The organism is Nonomuraea sp. NPDC003707, from assembly GCF_053587055.1.
On the sequence record NZ_JBSFNK010000049.1, the window covers coordinates 1 to 22,607 of the forward strand.

Here is a 22,607-nt window from a genome sequence, read left to right on the forward strand (position 1 = left end):
CAGCCGGAGGGGAGCCTGCCGGAGCCGGCGCCCGAGTTCGTGGCCCACTACCAGGGGCTGATGGCGAGTCCGCCGCCGGCTGATCGGCGTGAGCGGATCGAGGCGATGATCGCCGAGCAGCGGGTGTTGCATGGTACGGGGTTGCCGTTCGACGAGGATGCCGCCCGTCGGCTGCAGGAGCGCATCTGTGACCGGGCCCGGGATCTGGATGCGGTGGTGAACCATCGCCTGGCTGCGATGGCTCAGCCGGACTTCGAGCCGGTGGGCGTGCTGGATCGGGTGAAAGCGCCCACGCTGGTCATCGAGGGCACTCATGAGCCGGCCAAGCCGGGTCATGGTGCGATCATCGCCGAGGGGATCCCGGGGGCGCGGTTGATGATGGTGGAGGGTATGGGGCACACACTGCCGCCGGAGGTGCACGAGGAGTTGGCGGCCGCCATCCTCGCGCACACCTCCGAAGTCAGGACGTGAGCCGCCCGCTCGGCACGACCACGTACTGCCGCAGGTACAGGTCCCGGAAGCTCACCGGGCCGCGCGGGCCGGGCACCCGGTCGATGTTGATGCCGGTCTCCGGCAGCCGCAGCAGCTTGAAGCCGTCGAGGAGCCGGGTGGTGGAGTTCCAGAACACCCCGGAGCCGGCGTAGGCGTCGATGAACTCCGCGGCGGCCGCCGGATCCTCGGTCGCGACGGCGGCCGCCAGCCCGGAGGTCTCCTCGTTGGCGATCCGGGCCGCGTGCAGCGGGCCGTCGGCGGCGTCGACGGTCACGGTGGCCGCGCGCTCCGGGTCGAGCGACCACTCGTACCCGCGCGGGTGGGCGTGCGGGGGCAGGGACGCGCCGATGCCCAGGCGGTCCAGGGCCTCGAGGACGCCGGGCAGCCGCTCGTCGTAGCAGGACCGGTCGATGAGCAGCAGGTTGAGCCGGTTGCACACGCCCAGCCGGTCGAGGCTGCCGGCGATGAGCCGGTGGACGGTGTCGTCGTCGGCGGCCGCGTGGATGTAGAGGACGCCGCCGCCGTCGGCGTGCGCGAGGGTGCGCACGCCGTGCCTGGCGGCCTCGCGGCCGAGGTCGCGGGTGCTGTCGCCGCTGCCGCGCAGGATGACCAGCGGGATGAGCTCGGGCAGCGACACCAGCGCGTACGCCGCCGAGCGGTCCTCGCTCGGCACCAGCTGGACGGCGTCCGGGTCGAGGCCGGCGTCGGCGAGGGCCGGCGCGATCACGTGCTCCACGATGGCCCGGGACGAGCGCAACGCGGCCGAGCCGGTCCGCAGGACGCCCGCGTTGCGTGATTTGAGGAACTGCGAGGCGATGTCGAGGGTGACGTTGGGACGCGCCTCGAAGTTCGCGCCGATCACCCCGACGGGCCGGCGGCGTTCGAGCAGGGTCAGGTGGTCCGGACGTTCCTCGAGGACCTTGTCGCGGGGCTCGTGCGGCACGTCCGCCAGGGTGCGGAGTTCCGCCGCCATGCCGTCCAGCCGTGCGCCGGTGAGGCGCAGGCGGTCCTGGAGGGCGGGTGACATTCCGGCGGAGACGGCTGCGGCGAGATCCTCCTCGTTGGCGGAGACGAGGGTGCCCCGTGCGGTGCGCAGCCGCTCGGCCATGCCGCGTAGCGCGGTGTCGATGTCGGCGTCCGTCGCGCGTTCGAGAGCCGGGGAGCTCTGTCGGGCCCGGATCGCGCAGGTGCGCACCGCGTTGTCGGTGGAGCTGGTCAAGGGCGTCCTTTCGCCGGTGGGGCGCGGGGGCGAGGTGGAGTCGATCGTAGCATTGTTCAACAATTCCCTTATTGAACGCCTACGAGCACCGGCCACCCGCCCTGCCGGGTGAAGGTCGCGGCGGTGGGCATGCGGAGTTCGAGCCGTTCTCCCCGGGACCTGGCCAGGAGGCGGAAGTCGCCGAGGAGGCGATCGCCCACCGTCACGGAGCGGTCGACCCGCAACGACTCCAGCACCCACATGTGGGCGTCGAAGATCTGCTGGACGGTGAACTCCGCCTCCCGTCCGTTCGGGATCAGCTCGGTGAGCAGGCGGGTCTTGAGGGAGTGGACATAGGCGATGGCGTTGCCGGGCATCTTGGCGGCGATCGCCGGGTTCTTGGGAATGACCATGGCCATGCCCTCGCCCTTTTCGTTGAACGCGGTCTGCACGCGCGGATCGTTGCGCCAGAAGCGCTGTTCGAGGATGTGGTCCACCTCGTACAGGTCGCCCCGGCCGCGGTTGAGCTTGGCCAGGGTCCGGTAGTCCTCGACGCGTCCGGCGAGCCGGTCGTAGTGTGCGATGTCGGCGGCGCTGAGCTGGCGCAGCCGGCTGTCGGTCTGCTTGGCTCGTTTGAGTGTTTCGGCCCAGTCGGTGCCGAGTTCGCTCTCCAGTTCTTTGATGAAGCGGGACTTGCCTCGCTGGCTGAGCGCCCACGAGACCGGGTCGAGGCTCTGCGCGATTCCCCGGGACAGTTTCCTGTTGGTGAAGGCGTTGAAGCCGGCCGCCAGGCGGGGGTTGCGGAAGGTCTTGAAGTTGCTGGTCAGGAGCCGTTCCACGATGCGCCGGTCGAGCTCTCGCAGGTAGGCGTTGCCGACGAGGTCGTGGAAGCGCCTGAGCACCTGATCCATCGAGAGCTTGCCCGCCGCGAAGCGGGTGAGCGTCCGGGCGAGGTCGGTCGCGCCTTTGACGTCGATGCTCCCGACGGCCTCGAGGAACTCGCGTTCGGCGACGCGCCCGACTTCGCTGATCACGTCTTCTTCGAGCACCTTGGCGAGCTTGGTCGCTTTGAGCTCGGTTCGTACGGACTGTAGGACCGCGCGGGGCAGCGCCTTGGCGAAGGGCAGAGCCGACAGCACGCCGTACGCGAGGATCTGCGTGCCGGTCACCTCGTTGCCCCAGAAGTCCTTGCCGGTCGCGAGCTGGAAGGCGATCTGCGACAGGTCGTACAGGACGTTGATGTACGGGACGAACTGGATGGCCAGCTCGAAGAGGAAGATGAGCCCCTGGTGTTCCGGGGCGAAGTGGACCTCGACCTCCTTGGGCTGGAAGGTGGTGTTGTCGAGCACGGTTCCCTGCGGCGGGAAGCGCGGGATGAACGAGTCGTCCAGCCGCAGGGTCTGCACATCGATGAACCCGGCCATGTCCGGCGAGGCCGCCGCGTGCACGATCACGTTGTGGGTGTGCACGACGCGCACGACGACGCGGTCGCCGAAGATGTTGTCCTCGTCCTCGTGCGAATGGACGACGATGTCGTAGACGAAGGCCGCCGGTCTGCCGGCCTGCCGGTTGTCGATGTCGATGGTGACCACGTAGCCGTTGAGCACGTTCCTGATGACCACGCCGAGCGGTTTCGTCGTCACGTTGACCGTGATCGCCTGGGCGAAGAAGTCGCCCCGGCGGCCGGCCTCGTCGTCGGCGAAGGGGCCGACCGTGAACGGCTGGGGGAGCAGCCGCCACAGCTCGATGACGGACTGGTCGGGCTGGGGGATCAGGTCGTCGTCCTGGGGGCGCACGATCTCGACCAGGGGAGAGCGCGGGCCGAGCACCCCCAGGAGGTCGGCGGCCGTGCCGCCCATGCGTCTGGTGGTCACGGTGACCTGCCGGGCGAGCGCGAGCCAGATGACGGGGAAGGTCCGTTCCCCGGCGGGCGGCAGGTATCGCCAGGTGAAGGGCTGGTGGCCGGTCTGGTTCCAGGGCGGCGCGGTGAGCGTGATCTCCAAGGTGGCGCCGCGGACCGGGTCGGCGACGTCGGCGTGGAAGGTCAGGACGCCGCGCCCCTTTCCCGGCTCGACGTACCCGGTGAGCAGGGGGCCGGCCAGGACGGCCGGCACGACGGGATCTGCCATGTCCTAGACCTCGACCCACTCCCCGTCGGAGTCCTGCTCCCAGCGGGGCAGCTGGTCGTCCTGGCGCAGCTTCAGCAGCGAGGTCGGCACCCGCACCAGCCACGGGTCCCCCTGCGGGACCTCGGTGCCCGGCCGGTCGAGACGCTCGGCGATCTCGTCGGCGATGGGCAGGTACAGGGGGTTGGAGATGGTCGGCAGCGGGCCGCCGTTCCAGATCTCGCCGAAGGTGAGGAAGTGGTCGATGGCGCCCTCGAAGCCCGGCCGGGCCGGCACCGAGACCCGGCAGAACCCGGCGCGGAGGAAGTCGGCGAACGCCGGATCCGGGTCGTCGAACCCGAGCCGCTCCTCCCACTGGTCCTTGCGTCCCCAGAAGTAGGGGTAGGTCACGAACGTCATGTGCTCCCACTCGAAGGCCTGCTCGAAGAAGCGCACGTACGGGCCCTCGCCGGCGGCCTCGAACACGTTGATCTCCGGGAGCCCGTTGGCGGGGGAGATCTCGATGGAGTCGAACAGGTCGTAGTGCTGGTCGGTCAGGATGCTGACGCAGTTCTTCTTCAGCTCCGTCTGCATGAGGGCGAGATTGGCGGCCGGGTTGCGGCCCTGGATGTCCACGCCTGCCCGCAGCTGCAGCGCCGCCAGTTTCTCCTCGTAGTCGGCCACGGCCGCCTTGTGCGCCGTCTCCAGCTTGGCGTGGGTCTCCAGCCGCCACTTGTCCATGGCCCGGTCGGTGCGCTGGCACTTGACCTCGACGGCCACCGCGACCTGCGAGAGGTGGAAGGTGTCGATGCCCACGGCGACCGAGTCGCGTTCGTCGTCCAGCGCGGTGGTCCACAGCCAGTTGCCGTCGGGCATCCGGTGCGTACGCCGCCCGACCACGACGTCCACGGAGTTGTCGCTCTCCCAGATGTTGCGCACGACGCCCACGCTGGCGTACACGGCCCGGTAGCCCTCGTCGATGCTGATCTGGCCCGAGTGGTTGTAGTTGGTGTCGCTGTCGCCGCCGCCGGCCTTGAAGTCCAGCGACTTGGTCTTGAACAGCTCGGGCGGCGGCGCGACGTCGGTCGCGCCGGTCTGCTTGACCCAGTACTGGTAGTTGCTCTCGGTGATCTGGCCGGGGTTGAGCGGGAAGTCCGGCGGCTTGATCAGGTTGCGGGCGGCGGCGTTGGTCTGCTGCATGGCCGCGATGAGGAAGGCGGCGGGCTCGGGCACCATGAAGTCGAACATCGCCCGCAGCCCGTAGTTGAACATCTGGGCCTGGTAGACCTTGTTGACCCACTGGTAGACGCCCGAGACGTTCTGGGAGCTGCGGGTGTTGTCCAGCTCGTGGGTGTTCTTCTCGATGGTCTCGGTCGTGGTGGTCAGCTGGGTACGGGTCAGCACCCTTTCGGCGATCTTGCGTGAGGTCCGTTCGGTGACGTCCTGCGAGAACGTGGCGGCCGACCGGGTGGCCTCCTGCTTGCTGCGCGCGATGGAGCCCTCGGCGCTGGCGGAGAACTCCACGACCGGGCCGTACCTGCCGGAGATGTTCAGCCCGGCCTTGAGCGCGACGTCCTCCTTGACCGTCTGCTCGGTCTCCCTGGTCATCTCGAAGCGGTCGGTGGTCTGCAGGTCCCGGTCCTCGCTGGTGTTGGTCTCCTGCTCGTTGATCGTGATCAGCTCGGTGGTGTCGCGGCGGCTGTGGTCGCGCACCTTGTGCTCGCCGCGCAGCACGTTCTCGATGTGCGCGACGTCGGCCGACTCGTACCCCGTCAGCTGCTGCTTGATCACGAGCAGGTCGGCGATGCCGGCCGGGGCGACCTCGCCCTTCGTGTGCGGGACGCGGCCGTCCAGCGGGATCGGCGGCAGCGGGACGGTGCCGCCGGTCCCGAGAGTTCCCCAGCCGGTCGTGACGGGGGTCTGCACGGTCACGAGCGCCTCGCCGACGCGTAGGAACGACTGCCGCACCGGATGTCCCGCGACCGCCTCCAGCTGGTTCACCGTCGCCGCCAGGTCGGCTTCGAGGCGGTTGCTGAGCCGGTCGAGCGGCACGGCGGTCAGGTCGAGGCCGCGTTCGGTGAGCACCGTGCGGGTGGCCTCGGACAGCTGCCCGCCGGCCGTCGGCAGGAGCACGAACCCGACCTCGGGCGTCGGGGTCGGCCGGAACTCCGTGCGGCCGCGCAGCACGGGAGCGGGCGTCTGCAGCAGGGACTGCGCCACCGGCGCGCTGACCACGTCGGAGGTCTCCGGCGTGTCCGTGCCCGTCTCCGCCGCCTCGCCGATGATCGGGGTCGGGGCCACCCGCTCGCGCAGGTTGCCGTGGAAGGCGCTCAGCGCGGTGGCCACGTTCGTCAGCCGTACCTGGTCCGGCGGCTGCACGAGGGCGCTGGTCGTCTGGGACGTGACGTGGAAGTGCTCGGCGTTCAGCTGGGCCAGCTCGCCCAGCGCCGTCCGCAGGTCCGCGTGCCGGGCCAGCAGGTCGTCGACCTCCTGACGGCGCGCGGCCACCGCCTCCTCGCGCCGGCCCCGTACCGACTCCTCGGCCTCGCGGGTCGACAGCCTGGAGGTCAGGCCGAGGTCGAACGGCAGGCGGAGCGAGCGCCGCCGCCAGCGCCGCAGCTCCTGCAGGTCCTTGGGGAACTTGTCGTCGTCGGCGTGGCGCACGATGACCTCGGCCGTACGAAGCTGGCGGGCGAGCTGCTCGATGGGCCGCGCGTGCTCCTCCTGCAGCACCTTGATCGCCACGAGGCTGTCCTTGAGCCTCCTGACCGCGTTCTGGAAGTCCTCCAGGCCGGTCACCTGGTTCGGGCTCATCCCGAACACGTCGTCGATCGCCTGCCGCACCATCTCCGGTGAGGCGGACACGTCGACGTCCTCCATCTCGTCGAGGCGTCCGGCGAGCTGGTCGAGCTCGGCGCCCAGCGGGGTGTCCGCCGGGTCGCCGATGAACTCCGGCCCCGCCACATACGCGGTGGCGGCCGCTTCGACGGCGGTACGCCGCTGGGCCGCCCCGACGGCCTCGCGCAGCGCCTCCTGGAACGGCGTGTCCTGGGCCAGCGGGACGCTGGGAGTCTCCGGGTCCTGGGCCACGGCCGGCCGGGTGAGCATCAATCGGAAGAGATTTTCCATGGGCTTGTTTTTCCTCCGCCCCCGTGTTTCGAGGCGCCGCGTCCGTGCGGCGTCTCGCCTGTGCTGACTGAGGCGTTCCATGCCGTTCCGGCCGGGGACAGGAGGGGTGGGCCGGATCGGGCGTGGCACCGCAAACCCGTCCGACACCGCGTGATAGATGTGAGCTGACACCTCCCCCCACCAGCGGCGAGGGGGACACATGACCATGATCAGCTTCGATCACAGGGCCACCGGCTACAGCCTGGCGCAGGCGCGCTGCCTGGCCTACGCCGCCGAGCTGGCCTACAAGGACGAGGAACGGGTCAGGGCCACGGCGAACGACTGGGGTTTCGACCGGGTCACCTCTTTCCGCGTGCCGCACACCCCGCCGTTCCCGCTGGTGGACACGCAGGCCTACATCGCGGCCAACGACCGCATGATGGTCGTGGCGTTCCGCGGCACCCAGCCCGAGGAACTGCGTGACTGGCTGTCGGACGCCGGCACGCTGCTGACGCCGTACGCCGCCGGGACCGGCCTGATCCACTCCGGCTTCTACCGCGCCCTGGACGTCGTGCATTCCGGCATGCTGGACACGCTGGAGAACTGGCGCGCCGACGGGCAGTCGCTCTGGTTCACCGGGCACAGCCTGGGCGGCGCCCTGGCCATGCTGGCGGCGGCGCGTACCTACTTCGAGGACCCGAGCCTGCTCGCCGACGGCGTCTACACCTTCGGCCAGCCCCGCACCTGCTGCCCGCTGCTGGCCGCCGCCTACGACAAGGCGTTCCGGGGCCGGATGTTCCGCTTCGTCAACAACAACGACGTCGTCGCCCAGCTCCCGCCCCCGCCGCTGTTCCAGCACGTGGCCGAGGAACGCCACTTCGACGCCAAGGGCAAGCTGCGGGAGAAGACGCCCCTGGCGGCGGGGCTGGCCGACCGGCTGAAGGGCCGCACCGCAGACCTCCTGGCGCCCGGCGGCGACGGCGTCCGCGACCACTTCATCAACGCCTACCTGGCGAACTTCGACGCCAACCTACGCTGAGCCCCGATCCTCAGCCGGGCGGCTGCGCATCGCGTAGCAGCAGGGCCGCCTGCACCCGGTTGGCGCAGTTCAGTTTGGCGAGGATGCGGCTGACGTAGGTCTTCACGCTGGCCTCGGTCATGTGGACGTGCCGGGCGACCTCGGCGTTGGACAGGCCCTGCGCCACCAGGGCGAGGACGTCGGCCTCGCGCGCCGTGAGCGCGGCCAGCCGGCCGGCGGCGTCGCGTTCGCGCTCGCCGGCGCCCGGCGCCGCCATGTCGAGCACCTGGCGCGCCACGGCCGGCGACAGGTACGCATGCCCGGCATGAGCGGCGCGGACCGCCCGGATCAGCTCGTCCGGGGTGCACGTCTTCAGGACGAAGCCGGCCACTCCCTGCCGCACCGCCCGCCGTACGTTGGCCTCGTCGCCGAAGGCGGTGAGGAGCACCACGCGCGGCCCCGTCAGCTCGGCCGCCGCGGCCAGGCCGTCCAGCACCGGCATCGCGATGTCCAGGAGCGCGACGTCGACGCGGTGCCGGTGGGCGGCCCGCACCGCCTCGCGTCCGTCTCCCGCGACGGCCACCACCTCGATGTCCCCGGCCGATTCCAGGACGGTACGGATCCCGGCGGTGATGAGGGGCTCGTCGTCGGCGATCAGCGTCCTGATCACGCGGCGGCCCCCGCGAGGGCCGGCACCAGCGGGAGCATCGCCACGAGCCGGAACTCGCGCGGCTCCGCGTGGACGCGCAGCAGGCCCCCGGCCGCGGCGACGCGTTCGGTCAGCCCGCGCAGGCCGCTCCCGCCGCCGCCCGCAGCGGGCCGACGGTGGGGTGCCGGGTTCGCCACCGAGATCAGGAGGGCGTCGGGCTGCCAGTCGAGCGACACGGTGATCGGCATGCCGGACGCGTGCTTGACCGCGTTGGTCAGCCCTTCCTGGACGACCCGGTAGGCGGCGTGGGCGGCCCTCGGGTCGATGAGCGGGACGGCCTCGCCGGACGTCTCGAACGCCACCGACGCGCCCGCCGCCCGGGACCGTGCGACGAGGCCCTCGATCTCCTCCAGGCCGAGGACGTCATGGCCGCGCAGCGCGTTGACCACCTCGTGCAGCTCGGCCGCGGCGGCGCGTGCGGTGTCGGCCAGGCCGCGCACCGCCCGCCGCTGCTCCGTGGGCAACTGGCCCACCTCCAGCGCGGCGGCCTGCACGGAGACCAGGCTGAGCAGGTGACCGAGCGAGTCGTGCATGTCGTGGGCGATGCGCAGCCGTTCGCGGAGCCGTTCCTGCTCGGCGACGAGGGCCTTCTCCCGGCGCAGGTGCTCGCGCTCCTGGGCCACGTACCGGCCGGCCAGCAGCGGCAGCGCGGTCAGCAGGGCGACGCGGGCCAGGGTGATCCACGGATCCTGGTCGGCGGGGGAGCGCTCCTCGACCAACAGGAGCACGCACACGTACGCGGTGAAGGCGCCGGCCGTCACGACGACGTCCCGGCGGGTGGAGATGCGCTGCCCGGCCTGGAAACCGGTGCAGGCGAGCAGGGCCAGCGACGCGCCCGTGAGCACCGCCAGCGCCAGCGCCGCGAGGAAGGACGCGAACGGCAGGCGGTCCGCCGCCGCCATGGTGAGCACGTACGCCGCGGCGTACGCGGCCAGCGGCAGCCCCTGCGTCCCGTCCAGCCACAACAGCGCCGTGTCCGCGGCCACGACGGCGGCGACAAGCGCATACCTCGACATGAGTCCTCACCTTACTCATCGCCACCGTCGTCAACTTCGCCGCCAACCTCGATCTGCTACACAGGGTTGTGTGATCGTGGCTTAGGGTAGTTGCAGGGTTGTCGACCCCCAGTCGACGGTTCCCATCCCTCACCTGTCGCGGCGCCACGTCGGGGCAGACCGGCAGACCAGTCGATCACGTGATCACCGGGATCACGAACCGAAGGGAGAACCCCCATGTCCCTTTCCGCCACGGACCGCCTGCGGATGCGCTTCGACCTCCTCGACGTCAACGGCAGCACCACGCTGACCTCCGCCGACTTCGAGCTCTTCGCCTCGCGCGTCTGCCGCGTGCTGGGCGTGCCCGCCGGCTCCCCCAAGGCCGAGGCGCTTTCCGAAGGGTGCCGGCTCTTCTGGGAAGGGCTGGCCGAAGCCGCCGACCGTAACCAGGACGGGCAGGTGACCTTCGAGGAATATCGCGCGTTCTCCCACGCCGACTCCTGGTTCGACGAGCACGGCGAGGCGTACGCGGCGGCGGTGTCCACCGTCTGCGACCTGGACGACGACGGCCTCATCGAGCGCGACCACTTCCTCGGCCTCCACAGCGCCGGGGGATTCCCGCTGACGTACTCGACGAAGCTCTTCGACGACCTGGACGGCGGCGGGACCGGCCAGGTGAGTACGGGCAGTTTCGCCGAGTTCCTGCGGAAGTTCTACACCAGCGCCGACGACCTGATCTGACGAGCCGATCCCGGTAGAGACAGGACCGCGCTCTCATGCTGGTGTGCAGCGATCGTACGGTGAGCCGTGCCGAGTTGACCGCGCTGGCGGACGGACGGGCGGCCAGGCTCGCGGCCTGCGGGATCGGACGAGGCGATCTCGTCGGGCTGTGCCTGCCCAACGGCTGCGAGTGGGTGGTGACCTACCTGGCGCTGGCCCGGCTCCAGGCGTGCTGCGTGCCGCTCAACGCGGCGTCGGCCGTCGCGGAGATCACCCATGTGGTCCGCGACTGCGGGATGCGCGCGCTGTTCGTGTCCGCCGACCGGGCCGAGGCGCTGGCGGATATGTATGCAGACCAGGTGCTGCTCTGCCCGGACGGCGCGATCCCCCGGGACTGGATGGCACCGGAGCGCGGGCCCAGGCATGCGGCGCCGGCCGGTGCCGCATGCCTGGCCTACACCTCGGGGACGACGGGGTCGCCCAAGGGGGTGATCCAGACGCGGCGGGCGGTTCGCGCGGGTGGCGACAACCTGGCGGCACGCCTGCGCCTCGGGCCGCGGGATCGGGTGCTGACGGCGCTGCCGCTGGCGCACACCTATGGGACGAACGTCATGAACGCGGCGCTGGGCAGCGGCGCGGGCCTGATCCTGCTGGAGCGCTTCGACATGGAGACGATGCTGGAGCGGTCGGCCCGGCACGCGGCGACGGTGGTGGCGGGCGTGCCGACGATGTACCGGCGGCTGCTGTCCGAGCCGGCGGGACGGATGCCCCGCTCGCTGCGGTGCGGCCTTTCGGCCGGCCAATGCGCGGGGGAGGAGCTGGCCATGGCCTGGGAGGACCGCACCGGCGCCCCGTACGTGGAGGGATGGGGGATGACGGAGCTGGGCGGCATGGCCACGCTGGCCGCGCCGGAGCTGGCCGGCCGCCACGGCACCGCCGGAACGGCGCTGCCCGGCGTCCGGCTGCGGGTGGAGGCGGGCGGGCACGTGGCGCCGCCCGGCGTGCAGGGCGAACTCCAGGTGCACGGCCCGATCGTCACCCCCGGCTACTGGAACGCGCCCCGGCAGACCGCCGCGGCGATCGGCGTGGACGGGTGGCTGCGGACCGGCGACGTCGGCGTCATCGCCGCCGACGGGCGCGTCCGGATCGTCGACCGGATCAAGGACGTCGTCCTGTGCGGCGGCTACTCGGTGTTCCCCGCCGAGCTGGAACGTGCCATCCGCGGGCATCCGGCGGTTCGTGACGTCGCGGTCGCCGGGGTGCCCGATCCGGTCCTGGGCGAGATCCCGTGCGCGTGGGTGGTGGCGGAGCACGGGGCCGCCCCCGCCTCCGAAGAGATCATCCGGCACTGCCGGGCACTGCTGGCCGCCCACAAGCTGCCGCGCCGGGTGGTCCTCGTCCCCGGCCTGCCGCTCACCGCGAACGGCAAGGTCGACAAGCGTGCCCTGACCTTGACGACCTCCGGAGGACATCCGCATGTCGCTGAATGACCGGCTCCGGCTGCACGGCCGTACCGCGCTCGTCACCGGGGCCTCGCGGGGCATCGGCGCGGCCGTCGCCCGGATGTTCGCCGCCGCGGGCGCGGACGTGGCCGTGCTGGGGCGCTCTCGCCAGGACCTTGAAGGGGTCGCCGCGGCCGTACGGTCACACGGCCGCCGGGCCGTGGTGGCCGAGTGCGACGTCACCGACGCGGCCCAGATCGAGACCTCGTGCGCCGCCGTCGAGGAACGGCTCGGCACGGTGGACATCCTGGTGAACAACGCGGGCGGGCCCGTCTTCCAGGCGTCGGTGCTGGACGTCCGCGACGACGGCTGGGAGCGGGTGCACAACCTCAATCTCACCAGCGCCTTCCGTTTCGTCCGGCGGCTGGCGCCGGCGATGGCCGAACGGGGCCAGGGGGTCATCGTCAACATCGGGTCGATCGCGGTGGCCCGGCCCTGGCCCGAGATCGCCGCCTACGGAGCGGCCAAGGCCGGCCTGCGGCACCTCACCCAGGCCCTCGCGGGCGAGCTCGGGCCCCAGGGGGTGCGGGTGAACGCGGTCAGCCCGGCGTGGATCGACACCGCGGTCAACCGCGCCTACGTCGCCGACCCCGCGCTGTCGGAGTCGGCCCTGGACCTGGTGCCGCTGGGCCGCTGGGCGAGCCCGGACGAGGTCGCGACCGTGGTGACGTGGCTGGCCTCGCCGGCGGCCTCCTTCGTCACCGGGGCCGACATACCCGTCGACGGAGGCTTCGCGGTGGCCATGCCCGCACGTGCGCGGGCCGCGCTGAGCAGGGTACGTCCGCCCGAGGGGGCAATGTCATGATCGACGGACCGCTCATCGTGGGCGCTGGCCCGGTGGGGCTGTCGGCCGCCCTGCTGGCGCGCGCCCGGGGACTGCCCGCCCACGTGCTGGAACGGCTGCCCGAAACCGCGCCCAAGCCCGGCAGCCGGGCGATCTTCCTGCACCGGCAGACGATCCAGACCCTCGCGACGGCCTCGCCCGTCCTCGCCGACCACCTGGTGAGGGAGGGCCTGGTGTGGCCGGGACGCCGGACGTACTGGGCCGGGCGAAGGGTCCATCACCGCCGCTACGAACCGGTGCATCCCAGGCTCGCGCCGTTCGTCAGCCTCCCGCAGCCCAGAGTGGAAGAGCTGCTCCGCGAGGCGGCCGTGCGGGCCGGCGTCAGCTTCTCCTGGGGCGCGCCGGCCGAAGACGTGACCCTCCTGGACACCTCCGTCCTGATCCGCGCGGCCGACGGCAGGCAGTGGCACTCCGCGTTCGTCGTCGCGGCGGACGGGGCCGGATCGATCGTGCGGCGCCGGCTGGGCATCCTGATGGACGGCGACGCCGGCGGCAACGCGTTCGTCGTCGCGGACGTCGCCGACGATCCCGACCGGCCGCTGCCCGCCGAGCGGATCTTCCACTACCGCCATCCGCGGGCCGCGGGCCGCAACGTGCTCATCATCCCCTTCACCGGCGGCCACCGCGTGGACCTGCAGTGCCGCGCCCGTGACGATCCCGCGGCGCTCGCCGCCGACCCCTGCGCCTGGCTCCGGCCCCTGCTGCCGTCCGGCCACGCCTGCGAGGTCACCTGGTCCTCCCACTACCTGTTCCGCCAGGCGGTCGCGGAGACCTTCACCAAGGGCCGGGTCCTGCTGGCCGGGGAGGCCGCGCACCTGTACGCGCCCTTCGGCGCGCGCGGGCTCAACTCCGGCGTCGCCGACGCGGCCGCCGCCGTCGACGCGATCGTCGAAGCCGGCATCGGCCCTGAGGCCGCCCTCGGCGCACTCGCCGAGTACGACCGGGTGCGGCGGGCCGCCGCCCAGCGCAACCGCGCGGCCGCGGGCAAGGCGCTGGCCCACCTGACCGCCGCCGGCCCGCACCGCCAGGCCGCGCAGCGGGCCGCCGCCCTCGCCGCCCGGGTGCTGCCCCGCGCCGGGACCTGGCTCGACAGCAAACCTTTCGGACCGCGCGACGCCGGGATCCCCGGCAGCCTCTACTGAACGTTCGTCCCTGCGAGGTTCCCCATGATGCCCCGAACGATCACGCCGCAGTCCCTCGGCGTCGAGATCTTCACCGACCCCCGGACCCAGGCCCTCCTCTCCCACACCGGCAGCACCACCTGCCAGCTCGAACGCCTCCTGGACGAGCGCGTGGACGTCCACACCGTGGAGGTGTCCCGCGCGGCCGTGGACCGGACCTGCCCCGAGGCCGCCGCGCCGCTCGGCCTGCCCGCCGCGGCTCCCGTCCTGGTCCGCCGCACCACGCTCGCCGTCGCGCGCCACCAGGTCTCCCGCAACCTCGTCCTGGCCCCGCTCGGCCGGCTGCCCTGGGCCGAGCACCTGCTGCGCTCGTGCGCCGCTCCGCTGGGACGGCACCTGCCCCAGCCGCATGAGCGCCATCCGCTGGGACTCGGACTGGACTCGTGGGGCCCCGGACGCGCCGCCGTCTCCAGGTGGTACCTCATCATCGACCCCGACAGCGCTCAGCCGGCGCTCTTCATCCGGGAAACCTTCAATCCCGACCTTTTCGACCCCGCGACGACCGGCCCGCCGTCGTCGCCGGGGTGACGACGGCGGGCCGGTCAGCTGCCCTTGAGATTTTTGCGGCGCTCTTCGACCAGTGCGGCGTACTCCGATTCGGTGGTGGCGAACTTCAGGATGCGACTCTTCGGGTCGATCGCCACGAAATAGAGCCAGGAGCCGCGGGCCGGGTGCAGCGCGGCTTTGATGGCCTCGGTCCCGGGGTTGCCGATGGGGCCGGGCGGCAGGCCCGGACGCCGGTAGGTGTTGTACGGCGACGAGCTCCGGACATCCTTGAGCGTCGCCTCGGGGCCGTACTTGTTCAGGCCGTACAGGACCGTGCTGTCGATCTGCAGGAGCATTTTCCGGTCCAGCCGGTTGTGGATGACCCGGGCGATCTTGGGCATGTCCTCGTCCCTGCCCGCCTCGGCCTGGACGATGCCGGCGATGGTCACGATCTCCAGCGGCGTCCTGCCGGCCCGCCTGGCGCCGTCGACCAGGTCGGCGGCCTCCGCGGCCTCCTCGAACCGGGCCACCATCGGCCGCAGGATCTCGGCCGGGCCCGCGGCAGGGGAGAACTCGTAGGTGCCGGGGAAGGCGAACCCTTCGAGCGTCCGCCCGGCATAGGACGGCAGGCCGAGCGCCGTACCGTCCTCGACGGCCCGCTCGAACTCCGCCACCGGCCTGCCGGTGAGCTGCGACAGCTGCTTGAACAGCTGCGAGAGCCGCATCCCCGCCGCCACGTTGACGGTGACCCCCGCCTGGATCGAGACGGCCGGGCGCGGCACGTCGTCACCGGGGGCCCGCGCCGACAGCTGCTGGACCACGAGGGTGGATCCCGCCGCCAGCGCGGCGACGGCCGTCGCCGCCGCCAATGCGAGGCCGCGGCGACGGGGGCGGCGCTCGCGGGGCCGCAGGAACCGCTCCGGCGCGGGCGGCCGCTCTTCGTCGGCCATGTCGGAGAGGGTTTCGCGCAGCAGGTTCTCGATGTTCATCCGAACTCCCTCACGGTGGTCAGCTCAGGTGCCGTCTTCTTCAGGCGTTCCAGCGAGCGGTAGATCTGGCTGCGTACCGACCCCACGCGGACGCCGAGCAGGCGCGCGATCTCGGTCTCGGAGAGGTCCTCGAAGTAGCGGAGCACGAGCATGGTCCGCTGCCGGGGGGTGAGCCGGGCCAGGGCCGCGCGCATCACCAGGCGAAGGTCCGCGACGTCGGCGTGCCCGGCGTCGATCCGCTCGGGCGGCCGTCCGGTGGACACCTCCGCGACGCGTGACCGCCGCCGCCACCAGCTCACCTGTTCGTGGTACATGGCACGGCGGACATATCCCTCGATGGCGGCCGGATCGCGCAGACTGCGCCATTTCCCGGCCGTCTTGACCAGGGCCGACTGCACCAGATCCTCGGCGGCGTGCCGGTCACCGGTCAGCAGGTAAGCGGTGCGGAACAACGCCCCTGATCGGTCGACGACGAACTTTCGGAAGTCCGCCTCAAATCCTGGATCCACCCGTCCTCCTCGCGACGTTCACGGGCAAGGACGCGAGCGGCACGTCGATCTATGCCGGTACGGCCCAGGTTTCTCGCCACCCCGATGGCGTCGGGGTGGCGAGCTCTGAACGTGGTCCCTACGGGCTGAGCCCGTCGCGACGATCCGGTAAGCCCTGATCACCGTCTGCTCCACCGCATTCCCCGCCGTGTCGCCGGACCTGGCTCGCAGTGGCACGAACCCGTCGCCCACGGGATGCCGCAGCACCACCCGTGAGCCTCTCACCTCCGCCTTCGCCCAGATGGCGCCGTCATCGTAGGACACCTCGACGGTCGTCTCCCGCGGGCGTCCCCCCGAGCCGCCCGGCTGCGGGCGCACGGAGAACGGCACCGTGAAGAGCCGGCCCGCGGGCGCGGCGTTCTCCGCGTCCAGCGCAGGGGTGAACGTCACCGCGGAGACCGGCAGCCGCACGGTGCCGTCCGCGGCGGTCGTCGTATCCGTAGTCGATCAGCGTCGTCACGTCGAACAGTCGCTCGTCGAGACGTCCGGCCCTGAGCACGCGGGAGCGCGTCGCCGGGGATCACGCGTAACCGGCCCGCGTCCCGGCGGGTGTGGAACATGACCTCGTCGCCTGCGCGGTGGCGGTGGGTGAGGCGGCGAGCGCGGCCGCGGTCAGCAGTAACACCCCGGCCGCTCTGGCTCCTTTACGCACGGTGAAGCTCCTGACCGTCGACAGCGGATCACTATGTATCTGCCGGTACGACCAGTCACGTTCACGCCTGGCCCGTCACCGGTGGGAGGCTAGAGGCCGGTCATCACGAGCCTGATGTAGTAGGAGTAGTAGGTGTCGTCGGTGCCGGTGATGGTCTTCACCAGGCCGACCGACTGCCCCGTGGAGAGCGTGGCGCAGACCGAGCCCTGCGCGGTGATCGTGCCGAGGGTGGTGCCGCCGGAGACCCACGGCGGGGTGACCTCGCGCAGGCTGTAGAGCGCCGAGCCGGAGGAGCTGATCGTGGCGCTCGGGCTCCCGAAGGAAGCGGTGTAGGCACGGGAGCCGGCCCACATGTTGACCCAGTTGTTGCCGGCGGGATACATGATCCCGCCCAGGTTGATCCGGATCTCGTCCACGTTGTCGGACTCGTCCACATTGTTCGAGTCGATGTAGTCCAGTTCCACCCGGCAGGTCGCGGCCCTGGCCGTCGCGCCGGCGGGCGGTGCGACGGCCAGCGCCGCCGGCACGGCCAGGGTCGCCGTCAGGGCGAGCGCGGGGATCAGTTTCTGAGTGCGCATCCTGTTTCTCCTACGGTGTGATGTGTGCTCCGCTGCTGTCGCGAAACGCGTCATCAGAGTGGGGCCGGCAGCGTGAGCGGATCGTGAGAGCCCAGGTCAGTGATGGAGAGCACGTTCCATATGCGCCTTTTGGCACAGCCGCGCGGCCGGGGCGCGCCTACTGTGCTGCTTCTATGGGAGAGTCGCTGACGCTGCTGCTGCTCGGTCCGCCGGAGCTGGCCGTCGCGGGGCGGCCGGTGGACATCCGCGCCGCCAAGACGCGCGCCCTGCTCTGCTACCTCGCCGCCACGCCGGGACCGCGACCGCGCTCGGAGCTGGCCGCGTTGTTGTGGGGCGAGCGGCCCGACGCCAACGCCCGGGGCAGCCTGCGCCTGGCGCTGTCGGAGCTGCGCAAGGAGGTGGGCGGGTGGCTGGACATCACCCGCGACCACGTACGCTTCCGCGCCGGCGACGGCTGCTTCGTCGACCACGGGCGCCTGGCCCAGACGCCGACCGTGGCCGAGGCGCTGCGCTTGTGGCGCGGCGACTTCATGGACGGCGTGTGGTTCTGCGACGCCCCGGCCTTCGGCGGCTGGCTGGAGTCCGAGCGCGGGCGGACCCGGCTCCTGCTGCGCGAACTCCTGCTGCGGGCCGGCTCCGCGCCGCCCGACCAGTTCGTACGGCTGGCGCGGCTGGTGGCCGGGCTGGATCCGTACGACGAGGAGGCGCACCGGCTGCTGATCACGGCGCTGGCCCGGGGCGGGAACCGGGGCGCGGCGCTGGCCTGCTACGACGACCTGCGGCGGCGCCTGGCCGACGAGCTGGGGGTGGAGCCCGCGCCGGAGACGGAGGCCGTCCGCCGGCAGCTCGTCACCCCCGTACGAGCGCTGCAGGCGGCGCCCGTCGACCGGCAGGTCCGCGCCGCGCCGCCCGTGCCCCGCACCGACCTGTTCGGCCGGGAGACGGAGATCCGCGAACTGCGCGCGCTGCTGGCCCGCGAACGTCTCGTGACCCTGCTCGGCCCCGGCGGCGTCGGCAAGACCCGCCTGGCCATCGCCGCCGCCACGTCGTCGTGCGCGTTCGTGTCGTTCGCCGGGGTGGGCCCGGAGGCGGCCGTCACGACGCTCGCCCGGCGTCTCGGCGTGGACCTCTCCCCGCAGCGCCCCGCCCTTGACCTGCTGCTGGCCGCCCTGTCCGGCCGCGAGCAGCTCCTCGTACTGGACAACCTCGAACACCTGCCGGCCATCGACCCGGTCATCGCCCGCATCATGCGCACCGCTCCGGGGGTGCGGATCCTCGCGACCAGCAGACGCCGCCTGGACGTGCCCGGACAGGTGACGTTCGAGGTGGCGGGCCTGCCGGGCCCGGAGGCTGAAGCGTTGTTCGCGTCCAGGGCCGTACGGGCGCAACCGGCCTTCGACCCCGGCCCGCACGCCGTCCCGGTCGCCGAGATCTGCGCCGCCATCGGCGGCCTGCCCCTGGCCATCGAGCTGGCGGCCGGCCTGCTGCGCGCGGTGCCGCTCACGGAGCTGGCCCAGCGGCTCGGCGTGGACGCCGGCCTGCTGTCCGCCGACGGGCCCGCCGCCCGGTCGCGGCACGCCTGCATGCGTACGGTCTTCGAGACCTCCTGGCGGCTGCTCGACCCGGCCGGGCGAGCGGCGCTGGCGGCGTTGTCGGTGTTCAGCGGCGGCTGCACGCTCCGGGCCGCGCTGGAGGTGGCCGGGACCACGCCGCGCGTCCTGGTCCACCTGGTGGATCACAGCATGATCCAGCTCACCCCGTCCGGCCGCTACGTCCTGCACCCCGTCATCCGGCAATTCGCCGCCGGACACCTGAACCCCCGGGAGCGCCGCGCGGTGCGGGAACGGCACGCCGCCCACTTCACCCGCCTGCTCGACCGGCACGCCGCCGCCCTCCAGGACGCCTCCGACGCCGAGGTCACCCGCGTGCTGGGCGTGGAGCTGGACAACATCCGGCTGGCCTGGGCGGTGTCCGGCAGGCCCGGCTTCCTCGACCGCTACTGGGTGTTGTGCCTGCGCCTGCGTCTGTACGAGGAGTCCGGCGCCGTCGTCCTGCGGCACCTCGCCCGTACGCGCGAGGCCCCTTACCTTCGGGCGCGGTGGTTGCGGATGGCGGGCGTCAGCGAGCACCAGCTGGCCAGGGAGCGCGAGTCCACCCGCCTGGCCAGGGCGGCGCTCGACACGATAGGGGAGCCGCTCCCGACGTCCCGCCCCGGCCTCGCCGCCGCCGTCCTGGCGGCCGCCGCCCGCCAGGTCCTCCACCGCGTCCTGCCGATCCGTCGCTCAGGGGCTTCGGCGCAGGCCGAGGCGGCGCAGGCGCTGACGTTCCTGGCGCGGCTGGCCTACCACCAGCAGGACCTGCTCACCATGCTGGCCGCCTCGTTACGCCAGCTCAACGCCGCCGACCGGACGCCGGACGCGGCCCTGCGCGCGGAGGCGTACGCGAACTTCGCCACCATCGCCCGCGTCGCCGGACGACATCGCCTGGCCGCCCGCTACGGCGCCCTCGCCGATCGATCGCTGAGCGACATCGACCACCCGACGGAGCCCGCGAGCCGCGCCCGCCTGGCCAGGGGCCTGGATCTGCTCGCGGCCGGGGACTTCGAGGCGGCGTGCGCGTCGTTCACCGAGTGCCGGGCCAGGACGGTCGACCCCCGGGTGGCGGAGAACTGCGCCGGGATGCTCGCCGAGACGGCCCTGTGGCGCGGCGACTTCGAGCAGGCGGCGGAGCTGTTCGCCGCCACGGCGGAGCAGGCGGCCAGGCGGGTGGGCGGCGACGACATCGGCCGCCACTGGTGCCTGATCGGCCAGGCCGAGGCGCTGCTGCGCCTCGACGGGACGAGTGCGGAGCGGATCGGGCAGGTGCTGGCGGCGGCCCGCGCGTCGACCGACCGCCGCCGCTCCCACGAGCAGCGACTCGGCCTGCGTGACGGCACGGTCATGCCGGTCATCCAGGAGATGCGCCTGCTCACGGCCACGGCCCGCCTCGGGCGGATCGGCCCGGGGCAGGCGCTGACCACGGTGCTGGAGCTGGCCGCCCGCCTGCCGGCGGGCCGGCGCGGCATGCTGGAATGCTGGTCCGGCCTGGCCGAACTGCTCGTGTCCCTGCCCCCGGACGCCGCCACGGCGCGTCGGCTCGACCGGCACCTGGCCGGGTTCCAGTCCCGCCACCCCGGCGCCGCGGCCCGCATCGGCTGGGCCCGCGCCCTCGTCCTGGCCCACGGGGGACGGCGGAAGGCCGCGAGAAAAGCGGCGGAACAGGCCATGAGGACGGCCGAACGGCTCTGCGCACCGTACGATCACCGCAGGGCGCAGGAGCTGACCGAGCGCTCCCCGGCCCGTTACGGTCTCACGCCGCGCGGATGACGCGCCTTCCGACGACGGACGTGACGCCCAGGGTGACGCCGATCCCGACCACGATCGTGACGGCGTAGGGGAGGGGTGCCGCGGCCTGCAGGGGGTTGCCTGTTTTGACGACGGCGAAGGGCAGGACCGTGACGAAGGCACCCACGCTTCCGGCGACGGTGCTGATGGCGGTGGCCGTGCCGATCTCGCGTACCAGCATGCGCTGTGTTTGGGTGCCGGTCGCGCCGATCAGGGACATGGCCGCGAATTCGGAGCGGCGCCGGGTGATGGAGGCGACGAGGTTGTTGGTGAGGGCGATGGCCATGAACGCCGCGATCAGGGCGACGACGAAGTAGTTGATCGAGGCGAGGACCTGAGCGGTGCCGTTCGCCGTGCCGGAGCCGTTCTCGATGCCCTGCATGCTGAGCGTGCCCGCGGCGACGCCGACGAAGAGGGTCAGGAACGTCACGGTCGGCCGTACCCGGTCCGGGGCCACGGCGAGGTTGATCGCGGCCAGGCGGGACGGGGCGGTGGTCTGTGCCCGGCGGAAGGCGCTGAGCGTGGCGTTCGCCGTGACGACGAGCTCCGGGGCGAGAATGCACAGGCCGGCGGCGACGAGTACGCAGCCGGGTCCGGTCATCGCGGTGGTGAGCACGTCGGCCGGGTCCATGGCGAGTACGGCGGCCGATGAGGCCAGGCCGGCGGCGATGATGATCGTCGCGGCGACACGGCGCCGCCGTTCCGGACGCCGTACGGTACGACGGCGCGGGGGCGGGGACGCGTCGGCCACCGGGCTGCGGTGAGCGAGGGTGCGGCTGCCCATCCACGCGGCGAGCACGCTCGCGGCCGGCACGACGAGCATGCCGAGGACCGGGAGGAGCACGCCGGGCGCGAAGACCGAGGCCGCGTCGGTGAGCCCGGCGGCATGGATGCTCCGCATGACGATCCAGCCGACGAGGTAGCCGCCGGCCAGGCCCGGGAGCGCCACGACGGCCGAGACGGCCGCCGTCTCGATGGCGAGCAACTGCTGTACCTGCCGAGGACTGGCGCCGATGAGACGGATGCCCGCGATCTCCCCGGCCCGGCCGCCGAGCGCGACGCTGATCGTCGAGACCATGGCGAACAGGACGATCGCGACCGCCCAGCCGCCCATGATGAGCGGGAACTGCACCAGGAACGCGCGGTCGGCGGCGGCCGTGCTCCGGGCCAGCCCGGTGCCGAGCAGGCTCATCATGCCCGTGACCAGGATCGTGCCGACGAGCGCGACCAGGCCGGTGGCGATCCCGGTGGCGCGGTGATGCGCGAAGGAGCGCATGGCTATTTTGATCATCGGCTCGCCGCCGCGTCGTTGGCGGCCTGCTCGGCCGATTCGACCAGAACGGCCATTCTGCCGGCGACCTGCTGCGCGGTGGGCCGCGGGAGGTGATCGACGATCCGGCCGTCGGCGAGGAAGAGGACGGCGTCGGAATAGGAGGCGGCGACCGGATCATGCGTGACCATGATGATCGTCTGGCCGCGGTCCGCGAGCTCGCGCATCAACCGCAGGACGTCCCTGGCGCTGCGGATGTCGAGGGCGCCCGTGGGCTCGTCGGCGAAGACGACGTCGGGGTCGGTGATCAACGCTCGCGCGACCGCGACGCGTTGCTTCTGACCGCCGGACAGCTGGTGAGGGCGGTGGTTGCCCCGGTTGCCGAGCCCCACGCGGGCGAGCAGGTCGGTCGTGCGCGCCGGGGTGGTCTCCCGCGAGTCCAGGCGCAGGGGGAGCTCGACATTGTCGACGGCCGAGAGCGCGGGCAGAAGGTTGAACGACTGGAAGACGAATCCGACGCGGCGCCGGCGCAACTGCGTGAGTCGGGTCTGATCGAGAGAGCGAAGGTCCTGCCCGTCGAGCTCGATGGAGCCGGACGTCGGCTGCTGCAGCCCGGCGGCGCAGTGCATGAGCGTGGTCTTGCCGGAACCCGACGGTCCCATGATCGCGATGAAGGAGGACCGGGCGACATCGAGATCGACGCCGCGCAGGGCATGGACCGGCCCGGCCTCTCCTGGGTACTCGCAGCGTAGACCGCGGATGCGCAGCACGGGTGGCGCGGGCGCGGCGGTGGCGTATGGGGTCATGGAAACCTCTCTAAATGATTGTT

19 protein-coding genes are annotated in these 22,607 nt (G+C 72.2%); 8 read left to right on the forward strand and 11 right to left on the reverse strand.

The features are described 5' to 3' along the window. On the forward strand, positions 1–471 hold a 471-nt coding region (locus ACWDRB_RS59525; protein WP_449910469.1), incomplete at its 5' end, for an alpha/beta fold hydrolase. Here the strand turns inward: ACWDRB_RS59525 and ACWDRB_RS59530 are convergent. The 3 genes from ACWDRB_RS59530 to ACWDRB_RS59540 all read right to left on the reverse strand — a co-directional run bounded on the left by ACWDRB_RS59530 (position 461) and on the right by ACWDRB_RS59540 (position 6,924). Beyond that, complete coding sequence (locus ACWDRB_RS59530; RefSeq protein ID WP_449910471.1) at positions 461–1,711, reverse strand: aldehyde dehydrogenase family protein; 1,251 nt, start codon at positions 1,709–1,711, stop codon at positions 461–463. The two genes, ACWDRB_RS59525 and ACWDRB_RS59530, sit on opposite strands and share 11 nt — an antisense overlap. A gap of 68 nt (positions 1,712–1,779) precedes the next feature. Then, positions 1,780–3,819, reverse strand: a complete 2,040-nt coding sequence (locus ACWDRB_RS59535; RefSeq protein ID WP_449910473.1) for a hypothetical protein — start codon at positions 3,817–3,819, stop codon at positions 1,780–1,782. A 3-nt stretch (positions 3,820–3,822) separates the two neighbouring features. Then, complete coding sequence (locus tag ACWDRB_RS59540; protein WP_449910475.1) at positions 3,823–6,924, reverse strand: hypothetical protein; 3,102 nt, start codon at positions 6,922–6,924, stop codon at positions 3,823–3,825. 199 nt (positions 6,925–7,123) lie between these two features. Here ACWDRB_RS59540 and ACWDRB_RS59545 point away from each other — a divergent pair, with 199 nt between their 5' ends. After that, entirely contained in the window at positions 7,124–7,942 is an 819-nt protein-coding gene (locus tag ACWDRB_RS59545) for a lipase family protein (protein ID WP_449910477.1), read from the forward strand. 10 nt (positions 7,943–7,952) lie between these two features. Here the strand turns inward: ACWDRB_RS59545 and ACWDRB_RS59550 are convergent, their stop codons facing one another. Beyond that, on the reverse strand, positions 7,953–8,591 hold the full coding sequence (locus ACWDRB_RS59550) for a response regulator (RefSeq protein WP_449910479.1): 639 nt from the start codon (positions 8,589–8,591) through the stop codon (positions 7,953–7,955). Then, positions 8,588–9,646 (reverse strand): sensor histidine kinase, encoded by a 1,059-nt coding sequence (locus tag ACWDRB_RS59555; protein WP_449910481.1) that lies wholly within the window; start codon positions 9,644–9,646, stop codon positions 8,588–8,590. The genes ACWDRB_RS59550 and ACWDRB_RS59555 overlap by 4 nt, the downstream gene beginning before the upstream one ends. A 216-nt stretch (positions 9,647–9,862) precedes the next feature. Here ACWDRB_RS59555 and ACWDRB_RS59560 point away from each other — a divergent pair, with 216 nt between their 5' ends. From ACWDRB_RS59560 to ACWDRB_RS59580, 5 genes are read left to right on the forward strand one after another with little or no spacing between them, the layout of a single operon-like run. Beyond that, entirely contained in the window at positions 9,863–10,366 is a 504-nt protein-coding gene (locus ACWDRB_RS59560; RefSeq protein ID WP_449910483.1) for an EF-hand domain-containing protein, read from the forward strand. 35 nt (positions 10,367–10,401) lie between these two features. After that, a complete protein-coding gene (locus ACWDRB_RS59565) occupies positions 10,402–11,835 on the forward strand; it encodes a class I adenylate-forming enzyme family protein (protein ID WP_449910485.1) in 1,434 nt (477 codons plus the stop codon). Beyond that, entirely contained in the window at positions 11,822–12,652 is an 831-nt protein-coding gene (locus ACWDRB_RS59570) for an SDR family NAD(P)-dependent oxidoreductase (protein WP_449910487.1), read from the forward strand. The genes ACWDRB_RS59565 and ACWDRB_RS59570 overlap by 14 nt, the downstream gene beginning before the upstream one ends. Next, positions 12,649–13,833, forward strand: a complete 1,185-nt coding sequence (locus ACWDRB_RS59575; protein ID WP_449910489.1) for an FAD-dependent monooxygenase — start codon at positions 12,649–12,651, stop codon at positions 13,831–13,833. The genes ACWDRB_RS59570 and ACWDRB_RS59575 overlap by 4 nt, the downstream gene beginning before the upstream one ends. 24 nt (positions 13,834–13,857) lie before the next feature. Then, complete coding sequence (locus ACWDRB_RS59580) at positions 13,858–14,400, forward strand: hypothetical protein (RefSeq protein ID WP_449910491.1); 543 nt, start codon at positions 13,858–13,860, stop codon at positions 14,398–14,400. A 14-nt stretch (positions 14,401–14,414) separates the two neighbouring features. Here the strand turns inward: ACWDRB_RS59580 and mltG are convergent, their stop codons facing one another. From mltG to ACWDRB_RS59600, 4 genes are all read right to left on the reverse strand, one after another. After that, complete coding sequence (gene mltG, locus ACWDRB_RS59585; protein ID WP_449910493.1) at positions 14,415–15,347, reverse strand: endolytic transglycosylase MltG; 933 nt, start codon at positions 15,345–15,347, stop codon at positions 14,415–14,417. Beyond that, complete coding sequence (locus ACWDRB_RS59590; protein WP_449910495.1) at positions 15,344–15,856, reverse strand: SigE family RNA polymerase sigma factor; 513 nt, start codon at positions 15,854–15,856, stop codon at positions 15,344–15,346. Before ACWDRB_RS59590 ends, mltG begins: the two co-directional genes overlap by 4 nt. Before the next feature lie 559 nt (positions 15,857–16,415). Further along, positions 16,416–16,547, reverse strand: coding sequence for a hypothetical protein (locus tag ACWDRB_RS59595; RefSeq protein ID WP_449910497.1), 132 nt, complete (start codon positions 16,545–16,547; stop codon positions 16,416–16,418). An 89-nt stretch (positions 16,548–16,636) separates the two neighbouring features. Continuing rightward, positions 16,637–17,125 (reverse strand): hypothetical protein, encoded by a 489-nt coding sequence (locus ACWDRB_RS59600; protein WP_397374459.1) that lies wholly within the window; start codon positions 17,123–17,125, stop codon positions 16,637–16,639. A gap of 173 nt (positions 17,126–17,298) precedes the next feature. Between ACWDRB_RS59600 and ACWDRB_RS59605 the strand changes: the two genes are divergently transcribed. Continuing rightward, a complete protein-coding gene (locus tag ACWDRB_RS59605; RefSeq protein WP_449910499.1) occupies positions 17,299–20,490 on the forward strand; it encodes an ATP-binding protein in 3,192 nt (1,063 codons plus the stop codon). On the opposite strand, the gene ACWDRB_RS59610 is transcribed toward ACWDRB_RS59605, so the two are convergent. Both ACWDRB_RS59610 and ACWDRB_RS59615 read right to left on the reverse strand, forming a co-directional pair. Further along, positions 20,474–21,784: an FtsX-like permease family protein gene (locus ACWDRB_RS59610; protein WP_449910501.1), complete on the reverse strand. Its 1,311-nt coding sequence runs from the start codon at positions 21,782–21,784 to the stop codon at positions 20,474–20,476. The two genes, ACWDRB_RS59605 and ACWDRB_RS59610, sit on opposite strands and share 17 nt — an antisense overlap. Before the next feature lie 11 nt (positions 21,785–21,795). Then, a complete protein-coding gene (locus ACWDRB_RS59615) occupies positions 21,796–22,584 on the reverse strand; it encodes an ABC transporter ATP-binding protein (protein WP_449910503.1) in 789 nt (262 codons plus the stop codon). Positions 22,585–22,607 lie beyond the last annotated feature (23 nt).

Bases quoted from the DNA above. Each gene is read 5' to 3' on its own strand.
- ACWDRB_RS59535 (WP_449910473.1), bottom strand. From the start codon at position 3,819: ATGGCAGATCCCGTCGTGCCGGCCGTCCTGGCCGGCCCCCTGCTCACC.
- ACWDRB_RS59540 (WP_449910475.1), bottom strand. From the start codon at position 6,924: ATGGAAAATCTCTTCCGATTGATGCTCACCCGGCCGGCCGTGGCCCAG.
- ACWDRB_RS59545 (WP_449910477.1), top strand. From the start codon at position 7,124: ATGACCATGATCAGCTTCGATCACAGGGCCACCGGCTACAGCCTGGCG.
- ACWDRB_RS59555 (WP_449910481.1), bottom strand. From the start codon at position 9,646: ATGTCGAGGTATGCGCTTGTCGCCGCCGTCGTGGCCGCGGACACGGCG.
- ACWDRB_RS59560 (WP_449910483.1), top strand. From the start codon at position 9,863: ATGTCCCTTTCCGCCACGGACCGCCTGCGGATGCGCTTCGACCTCCTC.
- ACWDRB_RS59565 (WP_449910485.1), top strand. From the start codon at position 10,402: ATGCTGGTGTGCAGCGATCGTACGGTGAGCCGTGCCGAGTTGACCGCG.
- ACWDRB_RS59570 (WP_449910487.1), top strand. From the start codon at position 11,822: ATGTCGCTGAATGACCGGCTCCGGCTGCACGGCCGTACCGCGCTCGTC.
- ACWDRB_RS59575 (WP_449910489.1), top strand. From the start codon at position 12,649: ATGATCGACGGACCGCTCATCGTGGGCGCTGGCCCGGTGGGGCTGTCG.
- ACWDRB_RS59580 (WP_449910491.1), top strand. From the start codon at position 13,858: ATGATGCCCCGAACGATCACGCCGCAGTCCCTCGGCGTCGAGATCTTC.
- mltG (WP_449910493.1), bottom strand. From the start codon at position 15,347: ATGAACATCGAGAACCTGCTGCGCGAAACCCTCTCCGACATGGCCGAC.
- ACWDRB_RS59600 (WP_397374459.1), bottom strand. From the start codon at position 17,125: ATGCGCACTCAGAAACTGATCCCCGCGCTCGCCCTGACGGCGACCCTG.
- ACWDRB_RS59605 (WP_449910499.1), top strand. From the start codon at position 17,299: ATGGGAGAGTCGCTGACGCTGCTGCTGCTCGGTCCGCCGGAGCTGGCC.
- ACWDRB_RS59610 (WP_449910501.1), bottom strand. From the start codon at position 21,784: ATGCGCTCCTTCGCGCATCACCGCGCCACCGGGATCGCCACCGGCCTG.
- ACWDRB_RS59615 (WP_449910503.1), bottom strand. From the start codon at position 22,584: ATGACCCCATACGCCACCGCCGCGCCCGCGCCACCCGTGCTGCGCATC.